The sequence below is a fragment of the Nocardia sp. NPDC060249 genome, assembly GCF_042728755.1.
In the GTDB taxonomy this organism is placed as follows: Bacteria; Actinomycetota; Actinomycetes; order Mycobacteriales; family Mycobacteriaceae; genus Nocardia.
Genome location: NZ_JBHXAQ010000002.1, coordinates 621,082 through 642,681, shown reverse-complemented (window position 1 = coordinate 642,681; position 21,600 = coordinate 621,082). Strand labels below are relative to the sequence as shown.

Genomic DNA, 21,600 nt, shown 5'->3' with positions numbered 1-21,600 from the left:
TCTACGAGCTGACGGAATCGGCGGTGTACCAACGGGTTACGTCGTAACCTTCGTCGTAGCGGCGGAACCATTCGTCGGCGAGGGCGGGCAGCTTCTCGTGCGCCGGATTGTGCCCGGGCGTCTGGCTGCGGATGATGCCGCCCAGCGCGACGAGCTGTTCGCGCAGACCGAGATCGTCGAACGCGCGCGGCATCGTGCCGTTGTCGGCCGGCTGCAGGAACGGCAGCCACCGGCGCAGGGTCTGCCCGCGGCGGTAGTTGGCGAACATCGACAGCGCGTCGACCTGTCGATCCTCCAGCGGCACATGCTCGTTGAAGCCTTCGCACGCCACCCGGATCACCTGCAGCACGTGCCGGAAGATCGACGCCGCCACCCGCATCCGGTACAGCTCGCTGTCGACCACCGAGTTGAAGATGATCAGTGCCGAGCTGCGGTGCTCGACTTCCTCGACGAAATGCCAGATGAACAGCGAGGCGACGCGGTCGTCGCCCGGGGCGAACAGATTCTTGTCGTTGTCGAGCATCAGCTTGAACACCGGTGTGAACGTCGCTTCGAGGTCGGCGGTGTAGGCGAGTCGGTACTTCACCGGGGTCTCGGCGGTGAGCTTGTCGAACTCGCCGATCACCGCGTCGAGGGTCTGCTGCAAGCCGGGATACCGGCGGATCAGCGCCTTGACGTGCTGGCGATGCGCCGTCGAATGCTGGCCCTCCTGGCGCATGAAGGCGTCGGCCTCTGCGGCCACTTCGGGGTCGGTGATCTGCGGTTTCGCCTGCGTGATCAGCTGCACGATCATCTTCTCGAAGCCGATCGCCAGGAACGAGACGGCATTGGCCATCGACGAGAACGCGGGGTTCTGTGGATTCCACAGGAACGGCACGTCGTAGTCGGAGAACGCGAAATCCATTTTGCGGACGTGAAGGTCGGTCACGGTGAGTTACCTCGTTGTTCGGCCACGGTTGATGGAGCAATCATACGAGTCGACTGTCGAGTGTATGATAACTTTTGAGGAATTCGCCCTGACCTGGGGTTGTGCTAGCGTCCACCTGGTGGCGCGTAGACGTGGGTGGGGCGGCAGTCCGCCGGGTGACGATGCGGAGGCGACGCGCCGGATCATCGCTGCCGCAGTCGAACTCATCGGCCGGACCGGTGCCGAGATCAGCATCGCCGACGTGGCGGAGTCGCTGGGCATCATCCGTCAGACGGTCTACCGGTATTTCCCCAGCGCCGACGCGCTCATGACCGCATCGGCCATCGCCTCGGTCGACGATTTCCTCGATCGACTCACCCGTCAGGTCAGCGGCCTCGGTAACCCCGTCGAAGCGATGACAGAGGCCGTCGTCTTCACCCTCACCGATGTCCGCCGCACCCCCCACCTGGGGATTCTGTTGTCGAGCTCGTACTCCAACGCCCACCCGGAAAGCATGACCTCCGACGAGGCCCAAGCCTTCGGCATGACCATGATCCGCCGCTTCGATGTCGACTGGGCCGCGCACGGCTACGACGAGCCCGCGCTGCGCGAACTCGTCGAATTCGTTCTGCGCACCATGCAGTCGTTCTTCTTGTCGCCGGGCAACCCGGCCCGCTCCGACGACGAACTGCGCCGATACCTGCGGCGCTGGATGGGGTCGGCGATCGGTGCGCAGCAGAAGGGCTGAACGGCGGACGTGCCCGCCCGGAAATCCGGACGGGCACGTGCGGGATCCTCAGCGCGCGGCGGCGATCCTGCGCGGCTCGAGCGCGGCGGCGAGCAGGTAGCTGCCGCCGCCGGCCAGTGCCAGCGCCCAGTACAGGTACGCGCCGTCGAGAAACAGTGCGGCCGTGGAGCTCACGGCCAGCCAAGCGCCGAGCGTGTACTGCAGGACGTCGCGGTACGCGGCGCCGCCCGCCAGGTAGAGCAGTCCGACGATCAGCCCGGACCCGGTCGGCCAGAGAGTCGCGGCGGTGTCGGGGCTCAGCGTGGAACCGAGCGCGGTGATCAGGAAGAACAGGGCCGCGAACCCGATCAGCCACGAAGCGCCGAGCAGATTGCCCACGACCGCTTCCCGTCCCGTCGCGCCCCGCTGGGCTCGGAGGGAGACGACGGTCGTCACGATCATGGCCGTCAGCAGGCCGAGTCCCAGCAGTGTGGTCGGCACGAATCCGGGGAGATCGAGCAGCGGGTTCGGACCATGGCTGAGAGCGAAGGTGCCGTGACCGACCAGCCAGGCGAGGCCGAAGCTCAGATAGATGGGGCGATTGTCGAGGACGGTGCGAACGGGCTGGGAAACGTACATGAGCGATCTCCAGTGTGTGAGCGGGGTCAGGCGCTGACGAGGACGACTTTGCCGGTGACGGTGCCGGATTCGGCGAGCTCCAGCGCTCGGGCGGCATCGGTGAGAGTGATCCGTGCCGCCACCTGGGCCGTGACGGTGCCCGCGGCGGCGAGCGAGAAGACCTGGGCCAGATCCTCGGCGATCCGAGCACGGAAGCGGGCGATGTTGCGCTTGCCCGCCCACAGGTTGTAGAAGTGCGCACTTCGCTTGTTGGGCAGCATGTTCCACCACAGCAGGCGGGCGAACAGTTTCAGGACCGGCAGCCGGGAGTCGCCTTCGTCGTTCTTGGTGGCCGCCGTTCCGTAGGAAACGAGGGTGCCCCCGTCGGCGAGCAGGTCGAACGAATCGGCGATGCCGGGTCCGCCGACGTGATCGAACACCGCGTCGACACCGCGCGGGGCGATGGCCCGGACCTGGTGTGGCACATCGGCGCGGTAGTCGATCCAGGTGGCGCCCAGTGCGGCGACCGCGTCGGCATGGCGGGCGGACGCGGTGCCGATCACGTGAATGCCCGCGGCGCGGGCCAATTGGACCAGGGTCGAGCCGACGCCGCCGTTGGCGCCGTGAACGAGGATCGTCTGGCCCCGCTGAACATCGGCAACGCGATGCAGCATCTGCCAGGCGGTGATGCCGTTCACGACAAAGGTTTCGGCATCGGCGGCGTCCAGGGTGTCCGGTACGGGGATCAGATCGGCGGCGTCGAGGTCGACGTGGCTGCTCCAGCCGCCGGTCTTGGTCAACGCGGCGACCCGCCGGCCGATCAGCGTCGCGTCATCGGCCTCGATCACCGTGCCGACCAGGTCGTAGCCGGGCACGAACGGAAACGGTGGCTGGTCGTAGTACTTGCCGCGGCGCATCTGCTGCTCGGCGAAGGACACCCCGGAGGCATCGACGCGAACCAAGGCGCGACCGGGTGCGGGCGCGGGGAGTTCGCGTCGGGTGACCAGCAGCCCGCTGGGGTCGACCCGGCCGGGCAGGACGATTTCGGTAACGGTGGTGGTGTTCATCAGAAGCTGCCTTTCATAGTGTGTGACTGGTCAATCACTCTTGCTGCAAAAGAAAGCTCCACCCTGAGAAGGCTGGAGCGAAGGGGTCAGTGGGCCTTGGGGTGGCGCATTCCGGTGGTGAGGGCGGTGGCCCACGCGCTGTCGTTGCCGTCGAGCCCGAGGGTGGTGACGAGGTGGCAGAGCTGGCCGTAGGCGATGAAGTACTGGATCTGTTCGGGGGTGCCGCCGGAGCGGCGCTGCGCGAACGTGGTCACCTTGGCCAGACCCCGGCGCAAGGCGTCGGCGATGTCGGGGATATCGGTGGCGGACTGAGCGTGTACCTGCAACATGAGCAGGCTCTTGTCGGCGATGAGCTCGGCGTAGGCGCCGCCCATGTCGTGCAGGATGCCGGCCGGGTCCGTCGCGGTGGAATTGGCCGCGCCCGTGGACATCGCGCGTTCGACGAGGTCGAAGCAGTGATCGAGCGCGGCGACGAACAGGGCGACCTTGCCGGGGAAGAGTTTGAAGACGTAGGCGGGGGAGATGTCGGCGCGCGCGGCGACGGTGTTGATCGGGGTGCCGTGGTAGCCGGTCTTGGCGAACTCGATGATCGCGGCGTCGACGACCGCGTCACGCCGGACGTCCGAGGTGGAGAGGGTGGCACCGCGCTTGGTCATGTGAGTGACTGTACACTCACTCTTTGGCGAGCGTCAACAGGTGACCGCGGATCCAGTGCAGATCGGCGAGGGCGGTGTTCACGTCCGGGCCGGTCAGGCTGTGCCGAATACTGCGCATGACCAGCCGCAACGGTCGCGGGCAGTCTTGGACGGTGGAGAAGCGATCGGTTGCCACGACGCGCGCCGGTGCGGCGAGGTGGTCGCGGACCCGGGTCATGAGCTCGTAGCGGCTCAGGGTTTCCGCGCCGGCGATGTGCACGACGCCCGCCTCGTCGGCGAGCTGCGCGAGCGCGGGCGCCAGGCTGGGCAGATACAGCGGATTGCAGACGATATCGGTGCGTGCCTGGATCTCGGGTGTGGCGAAGCGGGCCAGGAACTTGTTCGACAGCGGGCTGGGCCCGTAGACGAGCGGCAGGCGCACGACCAGGTGCCGGTCGCGTTCGAGGACCAGATCCTCGGCGGCCACCTTGGTCTCGCCGTAGACGTTGATCGGTGTGCGCGTTGCGCTTTCGTCGTAGTGCTCGGCCGTGCCGTCGAAGACATTGTCGGTCGACAGGTAGACGAGCTTGGCGCCCGCGTCGCCGATGGCGTCGAGCAGCGGCACCATCGGTGCGACGTTCGCCGCGTAGGCCGCTACGGGATCACGTTGCGCCGCACCGAGATCCACGACACCGGCGGTGTGGACGACGATGTCGAAACCCTGTCCGACGAGTGCGCGCACCGCACCGGTGTCGGCGAGATCCACCGGGACGAGCCCGTGCCCGCCCCGGCTGGTCCCGACGACCTCGTGGTTCGCGGCGAACTGCGCGTGTAGCGCGCTGCCGACGAACCCGGAGGCGCCGAGGATCAGGATCCGCATGTGTCAGCGCGCCTGCCAGTTCGGCTTGCGCTTCTGCGCGAAAGCGATGGCGCCTTCGCGCATGTCCTCGGTCTGGGCGACCGTCATGATCTCGCGGTTGGTCTGGTCCCAGGCGGCATCGTCGGCGAGCTTGCCGTCGATCAGGCCCAGTGCCACCCGCTTGCTCGCCTGCACGGCCAGCGGCGCGTTCTCGGCGATCCGCCCGGCCAGCGCGAGCGCGGCCTCGAGGACCTCGGCGGCGGGCACGACACGGTTGATCAGGCCCAGCTCGAGCGCGCGGGCCGCGGTGATCGGCTCGCCGGTGAGGATCATCTCCATCGCGACCTTGCGCGGGAGCTGTTCGGGCAGGCGGAACGCGCCACCGGCCGCGGCGAACAGGCCACGAGCGACCTCGGGAAGGCCGAAGGTGGCGGTCTCGGCGGCGACCGCGAGATCGCTGGCCAGAACCAGCTCGGTGCCGCCGCCGAGGGCGAAACCGTTCACCGCGGCGATGGTCGGCTTGCTGATCGGGTGCCGGACGTACCCGGCCAGGTTCCAATCCTCGTGCCCCGGGGCGAGAATCGACTCACCGCGGCTCAGCGCCTTCAGATCCGCGCCCGCACAGAACGCGCGCTCACCCGCACCGGTGAGGACCACCGCGCGGATCTGCGGATCGGCCTCGGCTCGCTCGAGTGCCTCGCCGACCCCCGTACTCACTTCGGCGTTGACCGAGTTCATGGCCTCGGGCCGATTCAGCACGATGACGAGCACATGCTCGCGTTGCTCGACGAGAACTGCGCTCACGAGTGACTCCTTCGCTAGGTGGCTATCAGCATGACAAACCTCGTCGATCTGTATCACGCCGGACGATCTTGAATACCCGAATCGGGGATTCGTGTCCGTCGTCGTCGCGCGCACCCTGCCCGCGTCGTAGGCTGCCGAACACTCGCGAAAAGAATTTCCGGCCGGGTGTCGATCCGCAGCGGTGCCCGTTCGACCTAGGGATGAACGCAGGGCCCGGCAGGCGGGCCCACACCGATCCGAGGAGACGAAACCATGAAGTTCATGCTGATCATGCGCGCCACCGACGAAGCCTGGGCCGCGGCGGCCGATATCGACTTCAACGAGATGCTCGAGACCATGGGCAAGTTCAACGACGAGTTGATCAGCGCCGGGGTGCTGGTCGCCGCCGAGGGGCTCGACGACGCGGCCCAGGGCGTCGTCGTCGACTACTCGTCGGAGACCCCGGTCGTCACCGACGGGCCCTACGGGGAGACGAAGGAACTGTTCGGCGGGTTCTACATTCTCAACGTGGCCTCTAAGGAGGAGGCGATCGAGTGGGCCAAGCGCATGCCGGTCGTCGTGCCGGGCACCAAGACCGAGATCCGCCGGGTCCCGAGCATCGATGAATTCCCGCAGGACAATGTCTGGATCGTGAAGGAGCGCGCCTGGCGTGAGGCCACCGGCCAGCTCTGAACCACGATGAGCGACCACACCGGCCGCGAGGCCGTCGCCGCCGTCTGGCGGATCGAATCGGCCCGGATCGTCGGCGCGCTCGCGCGCTACACCCGTGATTTCGCGATGGCCGAGGATCTCGCCCAGGAGGCCTTCGCCGAGGCACTGGTGACATGGCCACGCGAAGGCGTGCCACGGCAGCCGGCCGGCTGGTTGCTCACCGTCGGCAGACGCCGGGCCATCGACGCGTTCCGGCGTCGCGCCGCCCTCGACGACCGCTACACCGCCCTCGCCGCGGACCTCGGCGAGGGCGATGCGCTCACCGGCGGCGATCCTGTGCGTGCCGGGCAGGACGTGCTGTGGGATCCCGATCAGATCGACGACGACGTGCTCGCGCTGATGTTCATCTCGTGTCACCCGGTGCTCTCGCGGGAGGCGCGGTTGGCCTTGACGCTGCGCGTCGTCGGCGGTCTGACCAGCGACGAGATCGCCAAAGCGTGTCTGGTGCCGACCGCGACCGTGCAGGCACGGATCACCAGGGCGAAGAAGACCCTCGGCGCCGCCGAGGTCCCTTTCGAGGTGCCGCCCGCCGCGGAGCGCCGGACCCGGCTGGGCTCGGTGCTCGGGGTCATCTACCTGATCTTCACCGAGGGGTCGTCGGCCAGCACCGGCGACCACCTCATCCGCTTCGATCTCGCGGGGGAGGCCCAGCGGCTGGCCCGCGTGCTGTCGCGGCTGATGCCCGACGAACCCGAGGTCTACGGACTGCTGGCGCTGCTCGAACTGACCGCGGCGCGGTTCCCCGCCCGCACCGGTCCCGACGGTGAGCCGGTCCTGCTCGAACAGCAGGATCGCCGCCGCTGGGACCGCTCGGCGATCCGGCGCGGCCGGGCGGCGCTGGCGCGAGCCGGTGCGGTCGGGCGTGGACTGGGCGCCTATGGCCTTCAGGCCGCGATCGCCGAATGTCACGCTGTCGCACCGTCGGTCGAGCGGACCGACTGGGAACGGGTGGTCGTGCTCTACGAGGCACTGGGCAGACTCGCACCGTCGCCGGTGGTGGACCTCAACCGGGCAGTCGCGGTGTCGATGGCCGACGGGCCCGCGGCGGCCCTGCCGATTGTCGACGAGATCACCGCATCCGGCGCCCTGTCCACCTCGCACCTGCTGCCCAGCGTGCGCGGTGAACTACTCACCCGGCTCGGCCGCACCACCGAGGCTCGTGCGGAGCTCACCGAAGCCATCCGCCGGTGCGGCAACGAACGCGAAAAGACCGTCCTCGCGAACAAACTCGCCGCCCTCGCCTGACGAGTTCATCCGGGCTCGCCGCAGGGCAGAGCCCGGTGTAGCGCGTTGCCCGTCGCAGGACCCCATTCGCGCAGTACAGCGGCGGTAAAGCGCAGTCTTCGCGCGCTCGTAACGTTTGCTCGCAAAGAGGTCGGGTATTCGTGAAAGGCGACGACGAGAGGGTGTTGTGGATGTCAAGGGAATCGAAATCGGTGCTGCACCGGGCAATCGGTGCGTCGGCGATCGGTAATGCGGTCGAATGGTTCGACTATGGTGTCTACGCTTATCTGGCGACATATATCGCAAGGTCGTTGTTTCCCGGTGACGGTGAGTCCGGGATGGTCTACACGCTGCTCGGTTTCGCCGTATCGTTCCTGATCCGGCCGGTGGGCGGCATGATCTGGGGCCCGCTCGGTGACCGCATCGGGCGCAAGCGGGTGCTCGCGACGACGATTATTCTGATGGCCGGATCGACCCTCGCCGTCGGCCTTATCCCGAGCTTCGACATGATCGGCATCGGCGCCCCGATTCTGCTGTACGCGCTGCGCATGATCCAGGGACTTTCCGCCGGTGGTGAATACGGTGGCGCCGCGACATTCATGGCCGAATACGCGCCCGATCGTAAGCGTGGTTTCTACGGCAGTTTCCTTGAGGTCGGCACGCTCGCGGGCTTCACGCTCGGTAACCTGGTCGCCCTGCTGCTGGTGAATGTCCTCGACGACGCGTCGATGAATTCGTGGGGCTGGCGCATTCCGTTCATGATCGCCGGTCCGCTCGGCCTGATCGGCATGTACCTGCGTAGCCGGGTGGAGGACACCCCGGTGTTCCGTGAGGTCGACAGCAAGGACGAGACCGAGGAGGTCTCCGGCGTCTACCGCGATCTGGTGACGAAGTACCTGCGCCCGGTGCTGACCCTGTTCGGCCTGGTGATCGCGCTGAATGTCGTGAACTACTCGTTGATCAGCTACACCCCGACCTACCTCGGTTCCGCGCTGGGTATGGACAAATCCGATGCGTTGCTCGTGCCACTGATCGGCCAGATCGCGATGCTGTGCACCCTGCCGTTCCTGGGTGCCCTCTCCGACCGGATCGGGCGCAAACCCCTGTGGATGTTCTCGTGTGCGGCGATGATGGTCGCGGTGATCCCGGTCTACCATCTGATCGGTTCTTCGCTCACCGGCGCGATTGTCGGCTTCGCGATCCTGGGCATGCTCTACGCGCCACAGCTGGCGACGATCTCGGCCACGTTTCCCGCGATGTTCCCCACCATCGTGCGGTTCGCCGGTGTGGCGATCGGCTACAACGTGGCCACGTCGATTTTCGGTGGCACCGCCCCGGTGATCAACGAGGCGATCATCAGCGCGACCGGCAACAGCATGGTTCCGGCCTACTACATGCTCGCTGCGTGTGCGGTCGGCCTGATCGCGTCCTTCTTCCTGATCGAGACCAAGGGTGTCTCGTTGCGCGGCACTCAGGTGCCGGGGACCCCCGAGGCGATCGAGGAACAGCGTGAACTGGGCGAGCCCGCCGAATTCGTCGCGGTGAAGTAGATCGTGCACCGAGGGCGCGGCGTCGAGACGGCGTCGCGCCCTCGGTGTCTTCGGGGCTAGTTCTTCGCGGCCGCGTGAAAGACAGCGAGAGCTTCCTCGCCGAGGTGCGGTCCGCTGACCTCGACCGGCACGTTCGAACTCGCGACGACCTCGGCGCAGCTGAGTCCGAAGGTGATACCCGGGGGCATGATCGGCCCGAATTCGGCTGCGGCCGCAGCGAAGACGATGCGGCCGACCCCGGCCCACACCATCGCGGCGGCGCACATCGGGCACGGTTCGCCGCTGGCGTAGACGGTGGCGCCACGCAGTGTCGCCGCGTGGCCTGCGGCGGTCGCGAGGGTGATCGCGACCAGTTCGGCATGGGTGGTGACATCGCCGGTGGTGTTCACCGCGTTCACGCCCTCGGCCAGGACCGCACCGTCGTGGCCGACAGCGACCGCGCCGAAAGGGCGGTCGCCGAGAGCGGTGGCGTGCCCGGCGAGGTCGATGGCACGGCGCAGATGGGTGATGTCGATATCGGTCAGTTCGATCATGAGGTGAGATCCACTTCCGTTCCGATGCCGTTGGCGCGGGCCTTGTCGATGAGCAGGCGGGCGGCGGCCAGATCCTGCAGGCCGATGCCCACCGAATTGAACAGGGTGATGTCGCGGTCGTCGTGACGGCCGGCTGCCCGGCCCGCGATCACCTCGCCCAGCTCGGTGCCCACCGCGTCCTGGCTGATCGCGCCTTCGGCGATCGCCATCAGGGTGTCGCCGGACTTGGTGAGCGTGGTGCCGATCGAGTCTACGACGACCCTTGACCGGCGCATGGCCTCGCCGTCCACCTCGCGGTGATCCGCCCTCGGCGGTGCGCCCACCGCGTTGACGTGCAGACCGTCGCCGAACCAGGCGCCGTGAACGATCGGCTCGCGTGAGGGCGTGAGGGTGCACAGTACGTCGGCGGCGCGGGTGACCGCCTCCGGGCTGTCGAGGGCGCGCACCTCGAGTCCGAGATCGGCTGTCGCACTGCGGAATCGGTCGATCGTAGCCGCGGTACGCGACCAGACCAGTACGGCCTCGAGCTCGCGCACGGTCGCTATCGCGCGGGTGTGCTCGACGGCCAGGTTGCCCGCACCGATGACACCGAGCACCGAACTCGATTGCCGGGAAAGGTATTTCGTCGCCACCGCGCTGGCAGCCGCGGTACGGACGGCGGTGACGAGGCGTCCGTCGATCAGCGCCTCGCACGAACCGTCGGCCGCCGAGGTCACCACGATCACCGACCGCTGCACCGGCAGCCCGCGTTCGCGATTGGCGGGCAGGTCGGCGAGTAGCTTCACGGCAGCGGCACCTGCGGATTCGGCGGCGGCGACCATGGGCACGAAGGCCGCGCCGCCCAGGGTCATCGCCGGTGGGGCGGGGACGAAGGCGGTACCCGATGCCAGCTCGGCGTGCGCGCGCTCGACGGCGGCGAGCACCTCGCCGCGAGCGAGGACGGCGGTCACATCGGAGTGCGACAGGATCAGAGTCAACGGTGGCTCCTGCGAAAGTAGTGGCGGGTCAGGAAGTTCGGGCGAAGGCGACGGTGAGGTCGCGCGGCGAGCGGCTGTTGCCGACCAAGCCGCTGACGGCGACGATCGCGATCAGATAGGGCAGCATCACCAGCAACGCGAACGGCACATCGACACCGAGGGCGGGCAGCGCGAACTGCAGCGCCTGGGCGAGGCCGAAGAACACCGATGCCCAGATCACCCCGAGCGCACGCCACCGGCCCGCGATCACCGCGACCACGGCGAGATAGCCGATGCCGCCGGTCATGTTGTCGCTGAACGAATGCACCTCCGACAGCGCCAATTGCGCGCCCCCGAGGCCCGCGGCGAAGGCGGCGAGCAGCACACAGCCGTAGCGGACGGCCCGCACGGGCAGACCGGTGCGGTCGGCGGCGACAGCGTCCTCGCCGATCGCGTCGATCACCAGGCCCAGCTTGGTGCGGCGGGAGAACACGAACGCCAGGACGGCGACGACCGCGACGCACAGATAGCCGAGGGCGGTCTGCCCGAACAGGGCGGGACCGATGACCGGGATATGGTGCAGCACAGGGATGCGCAGGGCGTCGAAACCGGGAACGCTGTGGCCCTTGCCGTCGGCGAGCAGCAGTCGCGCGCCGTAGGTGGTGGCGCCGAGTGCCAGGGCGTTGCTCGCGATGCCGACGACGATCTGGTCGGCCCGCAGGCCGATACTCCAGATCGCTTGCAGCGCGCCGAAGATCAGGGCGGCGAGTACCGCGGTGGCCGCACCGAGGACCGGCGAACCGGTGGTGACGGCGCCGAGCACACCGGCGAACGCGCCCGTCAGCATCATCGCCTCGAGGCTCAGGTTGAGCACGCCCGCGCGCTCGCTGACCAGCTCACCGCTCGCGGCGACGAGAATGGGCAGGGTGAAACCGATGCCGCTGGTGGCGATATCGGTGACGGTGTCGAGGCTCATCGCGGCGCTCCCGCCAGCTCGGCGGTGTCCACCGAGGAAACCGGTTGGGGTGGGGCGGGTTCGGCCTTGCGTCGGCGATAGGTCCAGACGGCGGCGCCCGCGATGAACACGATCATCAGCGACTCCACGACCGAGATGGTCGAGGCGGGCACATTCGCGGCCAGCTGCAGGTTGATCCCGCCGGAGACCAAGAAGCCGAGCAGCAGCGACACCGCGACGACGGCGGCCAGTGAGCCACGTGCCAGCAGGCCGACGACCAGACCGGAGAATCCGTATCCGGAGGAGAACCCTTCGGCGAGGACGAACGGCGCCGTCGCCACCAGCAGCCCGCCCGCGACGCCGGAGAACGCGCCCGCCGCCGAGAGGCTCAGGAAACGCAACCGCTGCACCGGCAGCCCGAGCCGCGCCGCCGCGTCGGGATTGAGCCCGACCGCTCGCAATCGGGTGCCGAGTGCGGTGTGGCGCACCAGGATCGCGGTGCCGAACGCGGCCACCACGGCGATCCACAGCGCAATGGTGGCGGGGGAGCGTTCGATGCCGAGCAGCGGCAGATGCGCCGCCGCGGTGAGCTGCTCGGACTGCGGCAGAGTCTCCGAGGACGTCACCGGCTGGCGCAGCAGCGCGGGCTCGTGCACGACGAGCAGCACCAGCGCCAGGCCGACGAAGTTGAGCAGCAGCGTGGTGATGATCTCGCTGGTGCCGCGCGCGACCCGCAGATACGCCGCGATGGCGGCCCACAGCCAGCCCGCGGCCGCCGCCCCGATCAGCACCGCGGGCAGGGTGATCGCGGCAGGCGCGCCGGTGAGCGTGGTGCCGATCGCGGTGGCGGCAATGCCACCGGCACAGATCTGGCCCTCGCCACCGACATTGACCAGCCCGGCGCGGTGGGCGATGGTGAAGCCGACGGCCACCAGCATCAGGGTGGCCGCGACATTGAGTGAGGCGCCGATCGCGTAGTCGCTGCCGAACATGCCCTCCCACAGTGCTGTCATCGTGGCGCCGGGCGCGGCGCCCGCGACGGCGGCCAGGATCAGCCCGATCACCCCCGCCGCGAGCATCGCCGCCACGGCGACGACGATCGGGTGGTGAGCCCACTGCCGCAGGACTGCCGGACTCGGCCTCGCGGAGAACTTGTCCATCATGCCGCGACTCCCATCATCAATTCGCTGATCTGTTGTGCCGCGGCGGGATCGGAGGTCTCCACCGGTCCGGCGAGGCAACCGCGATACGCGACGAACACCCGGTCGCACAGCGCCAGCAATTCGGGTACCTCGCTCGACACCACCAGCACCCCGCAGCCGTCAGCGGCCGCGCGACGCAGCTGGGTGAGCACGAAATCGACTGCGCCGATGTCCAATCCGCGTGTCGGCTGGGCGGCGACGAGGCAGCGCAGGTTCGCGGCGGACAGTTCGCGGGCCAGCACCACCTTCTGCTGATTGCCACCCGAGAGCGAGCCCATCGGCACCCACGGACCGGCCGCGCGCACATCGAAGCGGTCGAGTTCGGCCTGGGCGGCGCGGCCCATCGCCTGTTTGTCGAGGAGGCCGAAGCGACGGAAGCGGCCCAGCTGTCCCAGGAAGAGGTTCTCCGCCAGGGTCATCTCGGCGACCATCGCGTCGCGGTGACGATCCTCGGGCACGACGCCGAGGCCGAGCCCGGTGCGGGTCGCGGGACTCGCGGTGGTGATGTCGGTGCCGGCGAGTGTGACGCTGCCCCCGCTCACCGGCGTGCCGCCGGCGAGGACCGCGACGAGCTCGCTCTGCCCGTTGCCTTCGACGCCGGCGATCCCGACGATTTCGCCGGGCCGCACGACCAGACGCGCGTCGTCGAGCGCGGCGCTGCCGTCGGCGCGATGCACCCTGACCCGGTCGATGGTGAGAACCGGCGCGGGGGAACCGGAGTCGGTTGACAGGAGGCGGGCATCCGGTGGGGCGGTGGCGGGTTCTTCGGTGAGATCCGTTGCGGGTGAGCCTGGTCCGGCGTCCGTGTCGGGCCCGCTGACGGACCGTGCCGCGTCGGCGGGATCCAGGCCGATGGTCGCGGCGACGGTCGGGTCGAGGTCGGCGGCGGTACGCCCCACCATCGCGGTGAGCAACTGGGCGATGGTGGTGTTCGACATCCGTCCGCCACCGGCGACCGTGCCGCGGCGCAGCACGGTCGCGGCATCGGCGACCCTGGCCACCTCGCCGAGTTTGTGCGTCACCAGGACTACCGCTTTGCCGTCGGCGGCGATGGCACGGCAGGTGTCGATCAACGCGTCGATCTCGGCCGGATCGAGCACTCCCGTCGGTTCGTCGAGCAGGATCAGCGCCGGATCGCGCAGCAAGGCCTTGACGATCTCGACCTTCTGCCTGGCGCCGACCGGCATCGTCGCGACCTGCTGGTCGAGGTCGACGCGCAGGCGGTAGCGCTGCGCGATCTCGTCGAGCCGGTCGGCCAGCTCCTTGCGGCGCGACCGGAATCCGTGCTGGGTGAGCAGCAGGTTCTCCCCGACGGTCATGGTGGTGACCAGGCTGAAGTGCTGGTGCACCATGGCGACGCCGGAAGCCATCGCGGCGGCGGGGGAGTCGGGCCGGAAGTCCTTGCCACCCAGCTGTATACGTCCGGTGTCGGGTTGGTAGCCGCCGAAGACGAGATTGCACAGCGTGGACTTGCCCGCGCCGTTCTCGCCGAGAACGCAATGGACAGTGCCGGATTCGACGGTGAGGTCCACCTCGTGCAGCGCCTGCACGTCACCGAAGCGCTTGCCGACCCCGTGCAGGGTCAATGCGGGAGTGCTCATCGCGGATCAGTACGGCTTGACCGCGCCGGTGGACAGGGCCGTTTTCGCCTTCGTGAGCGCGTCGGCGACCTCGGAGTCCTTGCTGCACAACACGAAATCGGTGCCGTCGTTGGGCGAGGTCAGCCCGAAGCGCACATTCTCGGCCTTCCACGAGTCGTCCAGCACGGCCTTCACCGCGAACTCGACCTCGGCGCCGATATCGGTGTGCACGTAGCCCAGGTACGCGGGGTTGGTGCAGTCGCCGGGGATCGGACCGCCGACCATCGTGGCATTGGACTGGGTCGCGGCCTGCTCCATGCCAGCCTTCCCCAGGTTGACGATCTGGCCGAGTGTGCCCGCGCCGGCGCCGTAGTCGGCCAGTGCGGCCTGCTTGGCCTTGGCGGGGTCGTTGAAGTCGCCGACGTACTGCGGGGTGAGCACCTTCACGTCGGGCACGGCGAACCGTGCGCCGTTGCCGAAGGCGTTGGCGGCGTTGACGATCGCGGGCAGTTCGACGCCGCCGACGAAGGCCACCGCTCCCGACTTCGACCCCGCCGCCGATACCGCGCCGCTGAGGAATTCGGCTTCGGCCTGCTGCGGGTCGTAGTAGGCGAGGTTGGCGAGGGGTCGGGCGTCGGCCGGTCCGCCGATCTCGACGAACTTCACGTTCGGGAATTGCGGCGCCACCTTGCGCACATCGGCGTCGGTCTGGCCGCCGAGGGAGATCACCAGATCGTTGGTCGAGGCGAAGCGGACCAGGGCCTGCTGATAGTCGCTCGCGGCGACCTGTTCGACCTTGCTGAGTTCCACCTTGTCACCCAGCGCGTCGGCGATGCGCTGGTAGCCGAGATATCCGGACTGCATGAAGCCGGTATCCGACAGTGAGCCGGGGAAGAACACGCCGACCTTCAGCTTGCCGCCCGACGCCGTAGTGTCGGCGGAACCGCAGGCCGACAGGAGGGCAGCGGCGGCGAGGGCAGCCGAGCCGAAGGCGATCGCGCGCCGAGTGGACTTGTGCACGGGTACTCCTTGATCGAACGAACCGCTCACTTAGCGGTATACCGTTAAGTGTCAGCCTGGGGCTCGCAGATGACGGGCGGATTACCGAAACGTAAGAAACGGTCGCATGCCGCGAGCGGACTACCGTGGTGGCGTGCAGGAGCAGAAGGATGATGCGGTGGCAGACGAACCGGCGAAGAAGTCGCTGCGGGATCGGGCCTACGAGGAGTTACGCGACCGGATCATCGATCTGCGCTTGAGCCCTGGTCAGCGGCTGGTGGAACGCGACCTCGCCACCGAGCTGGCCATCTCGCGGATCCCGCTGCGCGAGGCGTTGCAGATGCTCGAACGCGAAGGGCTGGTCGTGATCGTGCCGAGGCAGGGCGCGATCGTCGCCCCGTTCACGGTGGCCGATGTGCGCGACCTCTTCGATGTTCGCGAGAGCCTCGAGGTGCTCGCGGCCCGCCTCGCCGCCGAACGCGCCGAACCGGCCGATCTCGCCGCCCTGCGTGCGCAACTGACCGCGGCCCGTCAGGCCACCGCCCGTGGCGACCAGGCCGCGATCGCCGCCGCGAACGCCGGCTTCCATGCGGTCATCGTCGAAGTCTCCGGCAACCCGCTGCTGCAATCGTTGTTGCGGCCCTTGGAATCCCGAGTCCGCTGGCTGTTCCACCTGACCAAGGAACGCGACCCCGGCACCCAGTGCGACGAACACGAAGCCCTCTACGCCGCCATCGCCGCCAACGATCCCGGCTCGGCGGCCGAAATCGCCTATCGCCATGTGGCTTCCGGTCGTGAACCCAGTCTTGCCCTGTCGGCGCAATGGTCCATGCCCACCATCGACCCCGTCTCGGCTACCCGCACCCGCCAGCGCGGCAAGAGCGCCTGACTTGGTCGATCGGGATCACAGCCGGCGGACTCCGCGCGCGACCTCGGCGAACGACGAACCGGTTCGGAGCCCTGTACGCAGTGCCGGGTGGCATGCGCCGAGGTCGACCATCACGGCGTAGGTCAGGCCGTGGTCGCGTCGTTCGGCGAGCTGGTCGAGTACCTCTGCCGGTGTGCCGACCTGGAAGACTTCGCGGATCAGCGACCGGGGTGCGCGACGACCGTAGTCCAGCGCGGTGGCTTCGTCGATGGTCTGCGGGAGAATGTCCTGTGCACCGGAGAACGTGGGGCCCAGCGGATGCTCGACACCGTGGCGTGCCCAGGCCCGCGCGGACGCGGCGAGCGCGTAGGCGCGGATCACGGCCGAGTCGAGGATCTCGTCGACAATCGTCTGCGTCTTCGCGGTCACGATCCAATGCCAGCCGGCCGCTCGGACCGCAGCCGGGTCGCGCCCTGCATCCGAGGCGGCGGCCCGGACGATGTCGAGCTTGTCGCCGTACTCGGCCGGGCTGCTCGGAAAGGCAGGCAGCCACGCATCGGCGAATCGGCCGGTCACCCTGAGCATGCGCGGCCCGTGCGCCCCTATCCAGAGCTCCGGCCGGGTGCCGCGGTGCGGCGGCAGGGCGAAGACCGCGTCGCGCAGCGGGAAGAATTCCGAATCCCGGGAGATCGGCTCACCGTTGGATTCCCACAGTGCCCGAATAGTCGCGACAGCTTCCTCGAAGCGCGCCACCGGGCGTTGCCAATCGACACCGTAGGGCTCATTGTTCTCGCGTTCGCCCGGACCGATCCCGAGAATCGCTCGCCCCCCGCTGAGCAGATGTAAGGTCGCGGCGGCCTGTGCGGTCACCGCCGGATGCCGGCGAGCGGCGTCGGTGACTCCCACACCGAGCCGCAGCCGGCTCCACCGATTCCGTGCCGACGCGCGCCCGAGCAGGGTCCACGGTTCGTAGAACGCGTCCGCGGCGGGAGCGATCCGCGCGCCGCCGGCATGGCTCGGTTTCCACACCGACGAGGGAAAAAGCCCGATCAAATGGTCGATGACCCACAGGGAGTCGGCACGGGTCGTCGCCGCGACGAACTTCGCCGTGCGCTGGGTGAAATCCGGCGCATAGCGCGAATGCAGGCCTGGATCGACAATTCCGGTCTTGACTCGTGCCATGGGTTTCTCCTTCACACGACCACCTCGATTGTCCCACCGGTCGGCAGGGGCCGGGTATTGCTATCCCGCGGCGTGCAACGCGACGCGGGCGGCGTGGATGGCGGGATGTAGGCCGGTGCCGTTCCGATAGACGAGCTGAGTGTGGCGGCGGATCGGCAGGGGAGTGAGAGTGATGTGTTCGGGGGGCGCGTAGAGGGCCAGGGCCGGGACTATCGCGGTGCCCGCGCCCGCGGCGACGAGGGTGAGGACGGTGTCGAAGTCGTCGGCGTGGTGGCGGATATGGGGGGTGAATCCTGTTGCCTGGCAGGCTCGGATCGTCAAGGTGTGGCACAGGGTTCCCGGAGTTCCCGCGATCCACGGGGATCGGCGGTGCGCGGCCAGTGAGTCCTTGGTGGGCACGGGCGTTCGCGTGGCGAGGTAGACGGTTTCGGTGTGCAGGGGTTCGGACTGCAAAGACGCGTCGGCGTCGGCGGGGACCAGGTCGTAGTCGTGGGTGAGCGCGATATCCAAGGTGCCGGCCCGTAAGGCATTCGGGATGTCGGCGGGGTCGATTTCGGTGACGGTGAGTTCCAGGCGCGGATGATCGGTGCTCAGGGTGACCAGCGCGGGGGACAGCAGGGTGCGCGCGGCGGTCGGGAAGGTACCGATGCGCAAGGTTCCCGCCAGTTCGTCACGGGTACAGGACAATTCGGCGTCGGCGTGTTCGAGGGCGGCCAGGATCGTCTCGGTGTGACCGACGAGGAGCTGGGCGGCGGGGGTGAGCGTGACGCGGCGGCCCGAGCGTTCGAGCAGCGAGACGCCCGCTTCGCGTTCGAGGGCGGTGAGCTGTTGGGACACCGCCGAGGGCGTATAGCTGAGTGCCTCGGCGACCGCGGCGATGGTGCCGCGATGGGCGAGTTCGCGGAGCAGGCGAAGTTTGCGGACATCGAGCATCAGTTCAGCTTACGGTCAACGTTATGAATGTGAACTAGACCTGATGATATGTCCGGCTCGATGATGGAGCCATGACATCGCTACACGGCCTCTTCGTCCCCCTGATCACGCCGTTCACCGCTGAGGGGGAACTCGATCCCGCCTCCCTCGAACGCCACGCGCACGCCGTCCTCGACGCGGGCGCGACCGGCCTCGTCGCGCTCGGCACCACCGGCGAACCCTCCGCGCTCACCGGCGCCGAACGCGCCCGAGTCCTCGACATCTGCGCGAGCGTCTGCGCCGACCGCGGCGCACCACTGATCGCCGGTGCGGGAGGCAACGCCACCACCGAATCGGTCAGGGCGATCGCCGAACTCGCGCGGCCGGTCGCGGCCGTGCTGGCGGTGGTGCCGTACTACGTGCGACCGAGCGAAGAAGGGGTGATCGCGCACTTCACGCAGTTGGCGGCGATCAGTCCCGCTCCGCTGCTCGTCTATGACGTGCCGCACCGCACGGGCCGCCCACTGAGCGGCAGCACGCTGATTCGGCTCGCGAACACGCCGAACATCGCCGGCTTCAAGCACGCCGTCGGCGGAATCGACGCGGCCAGTGTCGAACTGATGGCCGCACACACCCCGGCGACAGTGCTCAGCGGCGACGACCGGTTCGCCTCCGCGCTGCTCGCTCTCGGCGCGCACGGTGCGATCCTGGCCGCGGCCAATATCGCGCCCCGCGAATACGCCGATCTCATCGAGGCATGGCACGTCGGCGACATCATCAGGGCCCGCGCCATCGGCAACAGTCTCGACGCGCTCGGTGCCGCGCTGTTCGCCGAGCCCAACCCGACGGTCATCAAGGCCGTGCTCGCCGAGCGCGGACAGATTTCCAGTGCGGCCGTCCGGCTGCCGATGCTGCCCGCGTCGAGCGGCGCGACGAGGGCGGCGCTGGCCGCGAGCGAGGCGGCAACGATCACGCGGGTGTGACATCGACCAGATCACGAACAGAAGATTTCACTGGTCATCAGGAGCGAAAGGTGCTTGGGTTAACCGGTGACGAAACCTCCGGATATCGGTGCCGCCGCGCCCGACCGCACTCCTGACAAGCTGGATGCCGCCGTACTGAAGGTGGCGGGCGTGGTCGTCCTCGGCGCGGTGATGTCGATTCTCGACATCACCGTGGTCACCGTGGCGATCCCGACGTTCATGCAGGACTTCAACGCCTCCGTCGAGGTCGTCGCCTGGACCATGACCGGCTACACCTTGGCGCTGGCCTCGGTGATCCCGATGACCGGCTGGGCCGCCGACCGCTTCGGCACCAAACGCCTCTATATGGCGGCGCTGACCTTCTTCATCATCGGGTCGGTGCTGTGTTCGATGGCGTGGAGCATCGAGTCGCTGGTGGCGTTCCGCGTCATCCAGGGCATCGGCGGCGGCATGCTCATGCCGCTGGGCATGACGATCATGACCCACGCCGCGGGCCCGCAGCGGATCGGGCGCGTGATGGCGGTACTCGGCGTGCCCATGCTGCTGGGCCCGATCTGTGGCCCCATCCTCGGTGGCTGGCTCATCGACTCCTTCAGCTGGCACTGGATCTTCCTGATCAACCTGCCGCTGGGCATCGTCGCGCTGATCCTGGCCTGGGTCGTGTTCGCTCCGGACAAGCCCAAGCCCTCGGAATCGTTCGACTTCCTCGGCATGCTGCTGGCCTCGCCGGGCCTGGCGCTGTTCCTGTTCGGTGTCTCCTCCATTCCGGAGAAGGGCACCGTGATGGCCGCGCGCGTGCTGATTCCGGCGATCATCGGCGCGGCGCTGCTGGTGGCGTTCGTGTTCCACGCGCTGCGCACCGAGCATCCGCTGATCGACCTGCGGCTGTTCTCCAACCCGTCGCTGCGCTACTCGGTGCTCACCATGTCGCTGTTCGCGACGGCGTTCTTCGGTGCGGGCTTCCTGTTGCCGAACTACTTGCAGCAGGTGCGCGGTGAGACGGCGTTCGACTCCGGTCTGCTCATGGCGCCACAGGGGATCGGCGCCATGCTGACGATGCCGATCGCGGGATTCCTGGTCGACAAGATCGGTCCCGGCAAGATCGTCATGTTCGGCATCACCTTCATCACCCTCGGCCTGGCCGGGTTCACCCAGCTGGGCGCCGACACTTCGTACCTGTTGATCGGTGGCGCGCTGTTCGTGATGGGTCTGGGCATGGGTTGCACCATGATGCCGGTGATGACCGCCGCGATCCAGACGCTCTCGCACGCACAGGTCGCGCGCGGTTCGACATTGATGAACATCGTCAACCAGACCGCGGCGTCGATCGGCACGGCGACGATGTCGGTCGTGCTGGCCGCTCAGCTCAACGATCATCCGGCGGCGAAGCTCGCGATCGGCGCCACCGCCAGACCCGACCTCGCCGCGCAGGTTCCACCGTCGGTCATCGAGCAGGGACTGGACCTGGCGGCGACGGCGTTCAGCAACACCTACTGGGTCACCGTGGTGCTCGCGCTGCTGACCCTGATCCCGGCGTTCTTCCTGCCGCGGACCAAGCCGAAGGCGCCGATCGACGCCGACGCTGTGGCGCTGGCCTGATCGCTCGTACACGAAAGCCCGGACCGAACACCGCGGTTCCGTCCGGGCTTTCGCGTCGGGATTCAGCCGTAGAGCTTGACGAACATTTCCAGCGAGCGCTCGATATCGCCGCGCAGGGCCTTGGCGACGGCGGACCCGATCGGGCCGAACAGCGGCGCGCCGCCCAGATCGATGTCGACGCTCACCTTCGATCCGCTGCCGCTCGGCTCGACGAGCAGGCCGAGGCCGAACTTGGTGCCGCCGATGCCGGTGCCGGTGAGCGCGAGCTTGCGCGGCGGTTCGGCGGTGCGCACGGTCCAGGTGACCTTGTTGCGGAAGCCCTTCACGCGGGCGATGCCGGTCAGAACGGTGCCCGGCGTCAGCTCCTCGGGCAGCGTCCCGCGCCACGCCTCGTGAATGGTCAGCCAATCGCCGAGGTGCGGAAGGTCGGACGCGTGCGCCCAGGCCTGGTCCGGCGGGACGGGGACATCGACGGAAAGCTTCAGTTTCGCCACGCCGGGATAATATCCGGTACCCGGGGTTCCGCGAGTATCGGCTCGAGGCATAGCGAACCAGAATAGATCAGCTGTCCAGTAGTGTGTCGTGTTTCGAGCGGGAAACATGATGTCGGACAGTAAGATCCGTGTCGCGATCGTTACGTGTGCTGCTAATGTGTGCGGGTCGCTGGAAACGGGGCGTGTGAATCGGGTATTCGAAATCACTCCGCGGTAGAAAGCGAATGCCTCGGCG

The 21,600-nt window shown here is 68.2% G+C and carries 22 protein-coding genes; 7 read left to right on the top strand and 15 right to left on the bottom strand.

Annotated features, from left to right (window positions below):
- Window position 1: 1 nt before the first annotated feature.
- The gene (locus ACFWFP_RS10570) at window positions 2-928 is read right to left on the bottom strand and encodes a metal-dependent hydrolase (RefSeq protein WP_379294479.1); all 927 of its coding nucleotides are present in this window, start codon (window positions 926-928) and stop codon (window positions 2-4) included.
- A gap of 118 nt (window positions 929-1,046) precedes the next feature.
- Between ACFWFP_RS10570 and ACFWFP_RS10565 the strand changes: the two genes are divergently transcribed.
- A complete protein-coding gene (locus tag ACFWFP_RS10565; protein WP_379294478.1) occupies window positions 1,047-1,655 on the top strand; it encodes a TetR/AcrR family transcriptional regulator in 609 nt (202 codons plus the stop codon).
- A 48-nt stretch (window positions 1,656-1,703) separates the two neighbouring features.
- Here the strand turns inward: ACFWFP_RS10565 and ACFWFP_RS10560 are convergent, their stop codons facing one another.
- From ACFWFP_RS10560 to ACFWFP_RS10540, 5 genes are all read right to left on the bottom strand, one after another.
- Window positions 1,704-2,273: an ABC transporter permease gene (locus ACFWFP_RS10560; protein ID WP_379294477.1), complete on the bottom strand. Its 570-nt coding sequence runs from the start codon at window positions 2,271-2,273 to the stop codon at window positions 1,704-1,706.
- Between the two features lie 26 nt (window positions 2,274-2,299).
- Window positions 2,300-3,319, bottom strand: a complete 1,020-nt coding sequence (locus ACFWFP_RS10555) for a medium chain dehydrogenase/reductase family protein (protein ID WP_379294476.1) — start codon at window positions 3,317-3,319, stop codon at window positions 2,300-2,302.
- An 86-nt stretch (window positions 3,320-3,405) separates the two neighbouring features.
- The gene (locus ACFWFP_RS10550) at window positions 3,406-3,975 is read right to left on the bottom strand and encodes a TetR/AcrR family transcriptional regulator (protein ID WP_379294475.1); all 570 of its coding nucleotides are present in this window, start codon (window positions 3,973-3,975) and stop codon (window positions 3,406-3,408) included.
- 16 nt (window positions 3,976-3,991) lie between these two features.
- On the bottom strand, window positions 3,992-4,834 hold the full coding sequence (locus tag ACFWFP_RS10545; RefSeq protein ID WP_379294474.1) for an SDR family oxidoreductase: 843 nt from the start codon (window positions 4,832-4,834) through the stop codon (window positions 3,992-3,994).
- A gap of 3 nt (window positions 4,835-4,837) precedes the next feature.
- Complete coding sequence (locus ACFWFP_RS10540) at window positions 4,838-5,617, bottom strand: crotonase/enoyl-CoA hydratase family protein (protein ID WP_379294473.1); 780 nt, start codon at window positions 5,615-5,617, stop codon at window positions 4,838-4,840.
- A gap of 252 nt (window positions 5,618-5,869) precedes the next feature.
- On the opposite strand from ACFWFP_RS10540, the gene ACFWFP_RS10535 reads away from it, so the two are divergent.
- The 3 genes from ACFWFP_RS10535 (at window position 5,870) to ACFWFP_RS10525 (ending at window position 9,102) form a co-directional block, all read left to right on the top strand.
- Window positions 5,870-6,289, top strand: a complete 420-nt coding sequence (locus ACFWFP_RS10535) for a YciI family protein (protein WP_379294472.1) — start codon at window positions 5,870-5,872, stop codon at window positions 6,287-6,289.
- A 6-nt stretch (window positions 6,290-6,295) separates the two neighbouring features.
- Window positions 6,296-7,573 (top strand): RNA polymerase sigma factor, encoded by a 1,278-nt coding sequence (locus ACFWFP_RS10530; RefSeq protein WP_379294471.1) that lies wholly within the window; start codon window positions 6,296-6,298, stop codon window positions 7,571-7,573.
- A 170-nt stretch (window positions 7,574-7,743) separates the two neighbouring features.
- Complete coding sequence (locus ACFWFP_RS10525; RefSeq protein ID WP_379294470.1) at window positions 7,744-9,102, top strand: MFS transporter; 1,359 nt, start codon at window positions 7,744-7,746, stop codon at window positions 9,100-9,102.
- Window positions 9,103-9,158: 56 nt separating this feature from the next.
- Here the strand turns inward: ACFWFP_RS10525 and ACFWFP_RS10520 are convergent, their stop codons facing one another.
- From ACFWFP_RS10520 to ACFWFP_RS10495, 6 genes are read right to left on the bottom strand one after another with little or no spacing between them, the layout of a single operon-like run.
- Window positions 9,159-9,635, bottom strand: a complete 477-nt coding sequence (locus ACFWFP_RS10520; RefSeq protein WP_379294469.1) for a nucleoside deaminase — start codon at window positions 9,633-9,635, stop codon at window positions 9,159-9,161.
- A complete protein-coding gene (locus ACFWFP_RS10515; RefSeq protein ID WP_379294468.1) occupies window positions 9,632-10,612 on the bottom strand; it encodes an ornithine cyclodeaminase family protein in 981 nt (326 codons plus the stop codon). Before ACFWFP_RS10515 ends, ACFWFP_RS10520 begins: the two co-directional genes overlap by 4 nt.
- A gap of 28 nt (window positions 10,613-10,640) precedes the next feature.
- Window positions 10,641-11,567 carry an ABC transporter permease gene (locus ACFWFP_RS10510; protein WP_379294467.1) on the bottom strand — a complete coding sequence of 309 codons (927 nt, stop codon included), beginning with the start codon at window positions 11,565-11,567 and terminating at the stop codon, window positions 10,641-10,643.
- Entirely contained in the window at window positions 11,564-12,709 is a 1,146-nt protein-coding gene (locus ACFWFP_RS10505) for an ABC transporter permease (RefSeq protein WP_379294466.1), read from the bottom strand. The genes ACFWFP_RS10510 and ACFWFP_RS10505 overlap by 4 nt, the downstream gene beginning before the upstream one ends.
- Window positions 12,706-14,349 carry an ABC transporter ATP-binding protein gene (locus ACFWFP_RS10500; RefSeq protein WP_379294465.1) on the bottom strand — a complete coding sequence of 548 codons (1,644 nt, stop codon included), beginning with the start codon at window positions 14,347-14,349 and terminating at the stop codon, window positions 12,706-12,708. The genes ACFWFP_RS10505 and ACFWFP_RS10500 overlap by 4 nt, the downstream gene beginning before the upstream one ends.
- Before the next feature lie 6 nt (window positions 14,350-14,355).
- Entirely contained in the window at window positions 14,356-15,348 is a 993-nt protein-coding gene (locus ACFWFP_RS10495; protein ID WP_379294464.1) for a BMP family protein, read from the bottom strand.
- 184 nt (window positions 15,349-15,532) lie between these two features.
- On the opposite strand from ACFWFP_RS10495, the gene ACFWFP_RS10490 reads away from it, so the two are divergent.
- The gene (locus tag ACFWFP_RS10490; RefSeq protein ID WP_379295117.1) at window positions 15,533-16,216 is read left to right on the top strand and encodes a GntR family transcriptional regulator; all 684 of its coding nucleotides are present in this window, start codon (window positions 15,533-15,535) and stop codon (window positions 16,214-16,216) included.
- Between the two features lie 15 nt (window positions 16,217-16,231).
- On the opposite strand, the gene ACFWFP_RS10485 is transcribed toward ACFWFP_RS10490, so the two are convergent.
- Window positions 16,232-17,377, bottom strand: coding sequence for an LLM class flavin-dependent oxidoreductase (locus ACFWFP_RS10485; protein WP_379294463.1), 1,146 nt, complete (start codon window positions 17,375-17,377; stop codon window positions 16,232-16,234).
- A 60-nt stretch (window positions 17,378-17,437) separates the two neighbouring features.
- Entirely contained in the window at window positions 17,438-18,310 is an 873-nt protein-coding gene (locus ACFWFP_RS10480; protein WP_379294462.1) for a LysR family transcriptional regulator, read from the bottom strand.
- A 71-nt stretch (window positions 18,311-18,381) separates the two neighbouring features.
- Between ACFWFP_RS10480 and dapA the strand changes: the two genes are divergently transcribed.
- Together dapA and ACFWFP_RS10470 are read left to right on the top strand one after the other, a co-directional pair.
- Window positions 18,382-19,272 (top strand): 4-hydroxy-tetrahydrodipicolinate synthase, encoded by an 891-nt coding sequence (dapA, locus tag ACFWFP_RS10475; protein WP_379294461.1) that lies wholly within the window; start codon window positions 18,382-18,384, stop codon window positions 19,270-19,272.
- A gap of 66 nt (window positions 19,273-19,338) precedes the next feature.
- Window positions 19,339-20,871, top strand: coding sequence for a DHA2 family efflux MFS transporter permease subunit (locus ACFWFP_RS10470; RefSeq protein ID WP_379294460.1), 1,533 nt, complete (start codon window positions 19,339-19,341; stop codon window positions 20,869-20,871).
- A 62-nt stretch (window positions 20,872-20,933) separates the two neighbouring features.
- On the opposite strand, the gene ACFWFP_RS10465 is transcribed toward ACFWFP_RS10470, so the two are convergent.
- Window positions 20,934-21,365 carry an SRPBCC family protein gene (locus ACFWFP_RS10465; RefSeq protein WP_379294459.1) on the bottom strand — a complete coding sequence of 144 codons (432 nt, stop codon included), beginning with the start codon at window positions 21,363-21,365 and terminating at the stop codon, window positions 20,934-20,936.
- Between the last annotated feature and the right edge of the window lie 235 nt (window positions 21,366-21,600).

Bases quoted from the DNA above. Each gene is read 5' to 3' on its own strand.
- ACFWFP_RS10560 (WP_379294477.1), bottom strand. From the start codon at position 2,273: ATGTACGTTTCCCAGCCCGTTCGCACCGTCCTCGACAATCGCCCCATC.
- ACFWFP_RS10555 (WP_379294476.1), bottom strand. From the start codon at position 3,319: ATGAACACCACCACCGTTACCGAAATCGTCCTGCCCGGCCGGGTCGAC.
- ACFWFP_RS10550 (WP_379294475.1), bottom strand. From the start codon at position 3,975: ATGACCAAGCGCGGTGCCACCCTCTCCACCTCGGACGTCCGGCGTGAC.
- ACFWFP_RS10545 (WP_379294474.1), bottom strand. From the start codon at position 4,834: ATGCGGATCCTGATCCTCGGCGCCTCCGGGTTCGTCGGCAGCGCGCTA.
- ACFWFP_RS10535 (WP_379294472.1), top strand. From the start codon at position 5,870: ATGAAGTTCATGCTGATCATGCGCGCCACCGACGAAGCCTGGGCCGCG.
- ACFWFP_RS10530 (WP_379294471.1), top strand. From the start codon at position 6,296: ATGAGCGACCACACCGGCCGCGAGGCCGTCGCCGCCGTCTGGCGGATC.
- ACFWFP_RS10525 (WP_379294470.1), top strand. From the start codon at position 7,744: ATGTCAAGGGAATCGAAATCGGTGCTGCACCGGGCAATCGGTGCGTCG.
- ACFWFP_RS10520 (WP_379294469.1), bottom strand. From the start codon at position 9,635: ATGATCGAACTGACCGATATCGACATCACCCATCTGCGCCGTGCCATC.
- ACFWFP_RS10510 (WP_379294467.1), bottom strand. From the start codon at position 11,567: ATGAGCCTCGACACCGTCACCGATATCGCCACCAGCGGCATCGGTTTC.
- ACFWFP_RS10505 (WP_379294466.1), bottom strand. From the start codon at position 12,709: ATGATGGACAAGTTCTCCGCGAGGCCGAGTCCGGCAGTCCTGCGGCAG.
- ACFWFP_RS10500 (WP_379294465.1), bottom strand. From the start codon at position 14,349: ATGAGCACTCCCGCATTGACCCTGCACGGGGTCGGCAAGCGCTTCGGT.
- ACFWFP_RS10485 (WP_379294463.1), bottom strand. From the start codon at position 17,377: ATGGCACGAGTCAAGACCGGAATTGTCGATCCAGGCCTGCATTCGCGC.
- ACFWFP_RS10480 (WP_379294462.1), bottom strand. From the start codon at position 18,310: ATGCTCGATGTCCGCAAACTTCGCCTGCTCCGCGAACTCGCCCATCGC.
- dapA (WP_379294461.1), top strand. From the start codon at position 18,382: ATGACATCGCTACACGGCCTCTTCGTCCCCCTGATCACGCCGTTCACC.